This window comes from Methylobacterium hispanicum, assembly GCF_022179285.1.
Taxonomy (GTDB): domain Bacteria; phylum Pseudomonadota; class Alphaproteobacteria; order Rhizobiales; family Beijerinckiaceae; genus Methylobacterium; species Methylobacterium hispanicum.
Window position 1 is genome coordinate 114,487 of the sequence record NZ_BPQO01000022.1, and the last position, 6,000, is coordinate 120,486.

At 70.1% G+C, this 6,000-nt stretch carries 9 protein-coding genes; 5 read left to right on the forward strand and 4 right to left on the reverse strand.

Annotation, left to right across the window (positions count from 1 at the left end):
* The first annotated feature begins 106 nt into the window (after window positions 1–106).
* Window positions 107–802: a hypothetical protein gene (locus tag MFF56_RS22400; protein WP_238231164.1), complete on the forward strand. Its 696-nt coding sequence runs from the start codon at window positions 107–109 to the stop codon at window positions 800–802.
* A gap of 49 nt (window positions 803–851) precedes the next feature.
* On the opposite strand, the gene MFF56_RS22405 is transcribed toward MFF56_RS22400, so the two are convergent.
* On the reverse strand, window positions 852–1,484 hold the full coding sequence (locus MFF56_RS22405) for a hypothetical protein (protein WP_238231165.1): 633 nt from the start codon (window positions 1,482–1,484) through the stop codon (window positions 852–854).
* Window positions 1,485–1,719: 235 nt separating this feature from the next.
* On the opposite strand from MFF56_RS22405, the gene MFF56_RS22410 reads away from it, so the two are divergent.
* Window positions 1,720–2,241: a hypothetical protein gene (locus MFF56_RS22410; RefSeq protein WP_238231166.1), complete on the forward strand. Its 522-nt coding sequence runs from the start codon at window positions 1,720–1,722 to the stop codon at window positions 2,239–2,241.
* Between the two features lie 13 nt (window positions 2,242–2,254).
* Here the strand turns inward: MFF56_RS22410 and MFF56_RS22415 are convergent, their stop codons facing one another.
* Window positions 2,255–3,142 (reverse strand): helix-turn-helix domain-containing protein, encoded by an 888-nt coding sequence (locus MFF56_RS22415; protein WP_238231167.1) that lies wholly within the window; start codon window positions 3,140–3,142, stop codon window positions 2,255–2,257.
* Here MFF56_RS22415 and MFF56_RS22420 point away from each other — a divergent pair.
* Both MFF56_RS22420 and MFF56_RS22425 read left to right on the forward strand, forming a co-directional pair.
* A complete protein-coding gene (locus MFF56_RS22420) occupies window positions 3,119–3,469 on the forward strand; it encodes a hypothetical protein (RefSeq protein WP_238231168.1) in 351 nt (116 codons plus the stop codon). The genes MFF56_RS22415 and MFF56_RS22420 overlap by 24 nt on opposite strands.
* Before the next feature lie 165 nt (window positions 3,470–3,634).
* A complete protein-coding gene (locus MFF56_RS22425; protein ID WP_238231169.1) occupies window positions 3,635–4,231 on the forward strand; it encodes a hypothetical protein in 597 nt (198 codons plus the stop codon).
* A 2-nt stretch (window positions 4,232–4,233) separates the two neighbouring features.
* On the opposite strand, the gene MFF56_RS22430 is transcribed toward MFF56_RS22425, so the two are convergent.
* Both MFF56_RS22430 and MFF56_RS22435 read right to left on the reverse strand, forming a co-directional pair.
* Window positions 4,234–4,557, reverse strand: a complete 324-nt coding sequence (locus tag MFF56_RS22430) for a hypothetical protein (protein WP_238231171.1) — start codon at window positions 4,555–4,557, stop codon at window positions 4,234–4,236.
* Window positions 4,558–4,694: 137 nt separating this feature from the next.
* Entirely contained in the window at window positions 4,695–5,330 is a 636-nt protein-coding gene (locus MFF56_RS22435; RefSeq protein ID WP_238231173.1) for a hypothetical protein, read from the reverse strand.
* A gap of 487 nt (window positions 5,331–5,817) precedes the next feature.
* On the opposite strand from MFF56_RS22435, the gene MFF56_RS22440 reads away from it, so the two are divergent.
* Window positions 5,818–6,000 (forward strand): hypothetical protein (locus tag MFF56_RS22440; protein ID WP_238231175.1); only part of this gene is annotated, 183 nt, incomplete at its 3' end.

Here is a 6,000-nt window from a genome sequence, read left to right on the forward strand (position 1 = left end):
CGTCCCGAGGAGCGGGTACCCGCCCCACAGCTTCCCAGTCGTTCCTTCACGCTGTTCGCGAGGCGATCTCCGGGCTATCCTCGCGCGGTCGGATCGGAAGGAGCGGATGCGGTACCTGATCGCCCTGGCCCTCGTCTCGGCCTGCGCTCTGCCTTTCGTTCTTCGTGGGCCGGCCGCGACGGTCTTCTCGCGCGGCCCCTCCTGCGAAGAACTCGCCGGTGCGCCGGAGCTCGATCTGCATCTCGGCGCGCCCGAGGTGGAAGTGGAAGTCCGACCCCGGGAGGGGATCGCGGCGCTCGACATGAAATCGCGCAACCTCGCGGGCTATGCGCAATCCGGCTGGGTGACGAACGGGCTGACGCTCGCGAACCTGCGCAGCGGGGTGAGGTTCACGACGAACCAAGTCTCGTTCCGCAGCGGATCGGGTTGCGCGGCGGTGTCCAAGGCGGACATCCACATCGGTTTCGACAAGCCCGTGAGGATCCTGGTCCCCGACCGCTATCGCGAGGGAAGTTGCGAGCTGGAGGCCCTCCTGGAGCACGAGCGGGAGCACTACGAGATCGCCCGGTCCGCCCTCGCTGCGGGCGAGGAGCGGTTCAAACAGGCGGTGGCCGGTCTGGCCGCGGTCTACCCGGTCCACGCCGACAGGGCGGACGAGGCCCGCCGGCAGGCCGAGGAAGTCGCCGCGGAAGCCGTCGAGGCCGCGCGCCTGTCGATCCTGGAGGAAATCGCGGCCCGCAACGCCGCCATCGATACCGAAGCCTCCTACACCGCCCTGCAGGCCCGGTGCGACGGCTGGTAGGTCCGATTCGGGCGGCTGGGTTCCGCGGCCGCTCCGGCCTGGCGAAACCTCAGGGCGAAGGCCCCCAGCCAGCCTGCGCCGCGTTCTCCACCGCGGACACGACGCGCCTGGACAGTTCGTCGAGCGAAACGCGGACTGCGGAACGCACGACTTCCGGCATGTCGTCGGACAGCCTGCCGGCCTTCGCGGCCTCCAGGGCGAGCGCCGCGGGAGGCAGCTCGCCGACGGCGACGTACGCGGTGCAGAGGGCCGCGGCGCGGGCTACCTCCGTCTTCAGGGCGCCGTAGGTGACGAACCCGAAGGCGTGCGGGTGCGAGACGTCCTCGGCGATCGCCACCGCGCCGACGCCCGGGGCGTGTTCACGCAGGAGGAGCGAGAGGGCGCCGGCCATTTCCGTCAGGTTCTCCTCCGTGGTCCCCGCGCCCCAGGGGCAGGGCCAGAAGACGCCTGCCTCAGCCTCGGGCGCACGATCGAAGGCCATGTCGGCGTCCCGGAACCGGCCCGCCGAACGGATGCGCTCGACGTCGTCGGCCATCGGGTACCGTCGGCGCGCAAGTTCCGCGTCGGTCGGAGCGATCCAGACGGTCAGGTAGGATCGGCGCGGGAAATCCCTGGCCCATGGGACGTCGAGGCAGGAGGAGGCCAGCGCGTCCACGCAAGGCAGGGCGAGGCGGATGGGCATGTCCGAGGTTCCTGGTCGGCACGAGGGGTCGGTCCGGTCGCGCGAGGATCGCACCCCGATGCGCAAACGGCCACTCCAGTCCGCGCCGGTTCGCCCGACCGAAGGAACGACAAAAGGACTTCCGCCCGACATGTCTATTCCTTCGCATCGAGCGGCTTCCGTTTCTTTGGCGGAGTCCGTGAAACCTCCCTAAACTTGGCCGCGTTGTAGTACACACCGCCCACGGGAGATGGACATGAAATCTGGGTTCCTCGGCGCGCTCGTCGGCCTCGCCGCGCTCTCCGCCACGCCTGCAGTGGCCGGGGGCTACTGGCCCGGCGTCTACGAGGCGAGGCACGACTACGGATCGACCTACGTGGATACCTACGTCGACGGGATCGGCGCCGGCGTGGTCGTCCACGAGAAGTCCTATGTCGGCCTCAACAACGAGGATCATTCGATCCGCTACCGGACGGCCCTGGACGGCTGCCTGTACGGTCGCCCGCGCGGCTGCGACCGGACCAGCCTGACGATCGACGACCTTCGGCGCGTGGCCGCGGCGCGTTCGCCCGCGCGGCCGAACTGGAGCCCGACCGCCTACGTCCCCTACGCGGTCGCGGTCGACCCGGCTCCGCAGGCCTACGCTCTTCCGATCCGTCCCCGGCCCGCCGGCCTCGCCTACCGCCGCACGATCGAGCGTTCGACGAAGATCGTGCGCACGACGCGGCTAACGGTCGAGCGCACGGGGGAGCCGTTCCGGCGGTACATCGTCCGGTAGCGGACGGAGTCGTCTAGGCCGCTTGCAGGACGAGGACGAGCCCCAGGGCTTCCGCGTGCCGCGCGATGCGGTTCACGTGCTGGGGCATCAGTCCCCGTTCCATGTCGCGTGCCATGCGCTCGCTCGTGCCGCAGGCCTGCGCGAGATCCGCGTGGGCGGCGCCGTTCCGCTCTCGGCGGCGGCGCACCGTTTCGAGCACTTCCTTCTCCTGCCGGCGGACCGCTTCGCGGGCCCCTGCAGGAGAGAGGCTCGGCGGGGGTATGGGCCCGCAGATGCTCGTCCCGAGGCGGATCAACGCCTCTTCCCTTTTCCCTCTGTCCACCACGGCCAGCGCGAGTCCGAGGCCGGCCGCGAGCGACGCCGTCGTCTTGAACGGTCCCAGGAACCTGCAGGCATCGGGATCCCGGCTGACCGCATCCGGCAGGTGGACCATGCGGGCCAGGGTGGGCGCGTCGAGACTGCTCTGCGACAACGCCTCCTCAAGCGCCCGCCTGATCCAACCGAGATCGGCCGTCGCATCGCCGGCGTCCGGATCGTCCGGCCTTCTGACCCTCCCGCCACCCACCGTCTTCGACAACTGCGGTACGACCGGGGCCGGAACGATGCCGAGCGCGAGATCGAGGGCTCCGGCAAAGCGCGCCACCCCGCCCAGCGTCGCGGCCACGGGATCCGTTTCGGCTGCGGCCGCCGCCCCGAGAGGCATCCCGCCGGCAAGGGCGAAGGAGGGGAGCGTCAAGCCGCGGCGGGCTCGCGCCCCGGCGAGATGCTTCTGCAGGGCCGCCACGTCGGCTTCGGCCTCGGTGGCACCTCCGACCGCCCCACGCCGGGGTGGCGGCAGTTCGATGCCGCGTGGCGCGACCACCAGCGCTGAACCGGCATGCCGCGCGAGACGGGCGACCATCGTCAGCTGCGGGTCGACGCTCCCTTGAAGGGCGAGATCGACGGCGGACGCCGGAAGATCGAGAGCGGCCGTCGTCCGTTCCAGCAGTTCCATGTCGACGGCGAGGACGCCCGGCGCCGAAGCCGGTCCGGCCCGCGCGGCGAGATGCAGCCCCGTCAGACGACCTATCTCGGCCACCGCGGGCCACCAGATCGGGATTCCTTCGCCCATGCCGATACCCAGACCGCGACGCGCGCGCCGCTCCTTGCCTGGGACCATGAGCAAGGCGCGCGGCGGCGTCTAGGCCGATCCTTCGCGGGATCCGGCGCGATGCTTGACGCCCGGTGAATCGGATCGTTGCGTTTGGGCCGATCCGTATTGCCGCTTGCGCGGTCCTCGGGGATCATCGACGGCCTGCATTCCTCGGCCGAGCCCATGACCCGTCACGTCGTCGATCCGGACGTTCCCGCGCAGACCATCGAGGTGATGGGAAGGAGCGTCGCTCTCAGGGCCGTGCACGACGTCGGTCCGGACGGTGCAGGTGGCGATCTCGCGCTTTCCCGGATCGTTCCGCGTCTCGATCCCGTCGTCGCGACGGCCGCCTCCGGGCGCACCGTGTCGCTGGAGGTGATCATGGCCGATGACGGGTCCGGCCTGCACGGTACCGTCTATCTGCGTACCGGCTTCTTCGCGGCTGAGTCGACGCCGGAGGGACTCGACCGATCCGGCTGTCCGGCCTGGAACATCGGCGGACGCCAAGTCGCGTTCCAGATCGCCTTCGCTCTGCCGGGGTCGGCGTTCGACAGGATCGCTCCGTTCTCCTTCGATCTGTCGCTCGACGACCCCTGGCATTTCCGCCGGCACGGCCATCTCCGCCTCGCGGACGGGGACGTCGCTCCCTTGCTGGAAGAGGTCTACGGCGTCTTCGACGCGTTCCTCCAGACGACGCCGAGCCTGCAGCGCGACGCCGTGGAGGCGTCGTGGCAGCTGCGCATCGGGATGCTTCGTCGACGGGCCGACCTCGTCGCGGCGCTTGCCGACGGAATCCGACGTGAAGCCGACGAGCTCGAGGCGTCCCTTTGCGTTCGTCCGGCGGGTCCTCGGGCCTGAGGTCAGGCCTTCGGAGAGGCGGGATCGGCGACGGGCTCCAGGCGGCCGACGCGCAGCGCGTCGCCGGCGTCCAGAGCGTCGAACACGACCTCCTGAGCGGCCAGGGAGAAGGCCTCCTCGGCATCCTGGCCGAGTTCGCGGTCGGCCTCGAGGCTCAGCACGATGGTGCGCCGGTCCGCAAGGGTAGCCGACGCCGTGCCGTCGTCGCCGAGGACCCCCTGGACCGCACGCTCCACGCCCGCGCGCACGGCGTCCGCCTCCGCGTCGCCGAGTTCGTGCGCGGCCGCGATGACGATGGACAACCCGTAGCGGTGCTTGTCACCCATCCAAGTCTCCTGGTCGGCGCCTGCGGGCACGAACGCGATCGCGCCACGATCGTTCATCGCGCCCGCTGCCGATCCGGCCGAGGGCGCGATGCATCGGGCAGCTGATCCGGCTCGGGAGCCGGGACGCCGCCCTTCGCTCAGGCAGCCGCCGCTTGATGGCTGAACGGCGTCCTGGACAAGTGGACGGGGTACCCGCGGTACGGATCGGCCGGAGGCGCGAAGAGGGCTGCCGGATCGGCGCGCGGCAAAGTCCGTGCAGGCACCGGCCGCTCGATGAGACGGCCGATCGCGGCGACCAGCTCGTAGGCGACGATCGGTCGGGCCGCCCGGTTGTCCTTGACGAACTGGCGGATGCCGCCTGCGAACCCGGCCTGGATCAGGTCGGCGCCGTCCACGCCCGGGAGCATGGTCCAGTTCTGGATGGCCGACCTGAGACGGGTCAGGCCGTACATGATGTGCCCTTCGGCCTCCAGGGGGATGTAGGTGGGCAGCTTGGGGCGCAGGCCGTCGCCGACCTGCAGGTCGACGGGCACGTCCTCGCGAAGCAGCTCCAGGACCGCCGAAGCGAACTGTAGGCCGTTGTCGCTGGGTTGTGCGGTCCCCTCCGCGCCGGTCGGATTGCGTCCGGCGAGCCCGGTCAGCAAAAGGGTCACGCAAGCGGCGGTGGTGGCCGCCCCCGCGCGATCGGTGCCGTTGTTGGTCACGAGGCCCTGGAGGATGTCGATGGTTTCGCGGGCGATGGTGTTCGCTGCCCGGATCCGGCCGTCCGTCATCGCGGCTCTTTCCTGTGATGTCGTTTTGGGAACGTCGATCGAATTCCGGACCTCCCCGCTCGAAGCCGGCGGGGCTGGGCCGAATCGCCACGACGTTCGCAAGGAATGAAACCCGTGTCTACCGCACCGGCGCAACGCGACTGCGAATTTCCATTCCTTCCGGTCCTGTGACGCCCGTCTCCGGCGTCTCGGAACCGGCCGCGACGCGTTTGCCGGGGATCGATGGGTCACCGCCACGACGTCCGCGGCACCTTCGGTCGGGCCCATCTGGGCCTTAAGCTAAGGGCTGGGCATCGCGTCCCTCGCCACTCTCCAGTAGTTTCGGTTTCGGCCGAAGGCATGAGGCCAGGGTGACGACGCCTGCTCGCCTGCCGACCGAGTGGAGCCCGGAACCTAACCACCGATCTCGTGATCGTGCCTTCGACCCGCTTTGCATCGCTCCTCAGCGCGACGTACCATCGCGGCCAATTCAAGGAACGGGTCGGCCATGTCACTCCTTCGTCGCGCCATCACCTTCGCCCTCGCGGGCGTGATGGCCGTCGGCCACCCGGCCGAGCTCCTGGCCGCCTCCTACGTCTTCCGCCAGCCCTCCGCCGCCGGCACCTACCCCGTCCCCGTCATCACCAACAACGTCGTCAACTCGAACACCTACTACAAGGTCGACGGGCGC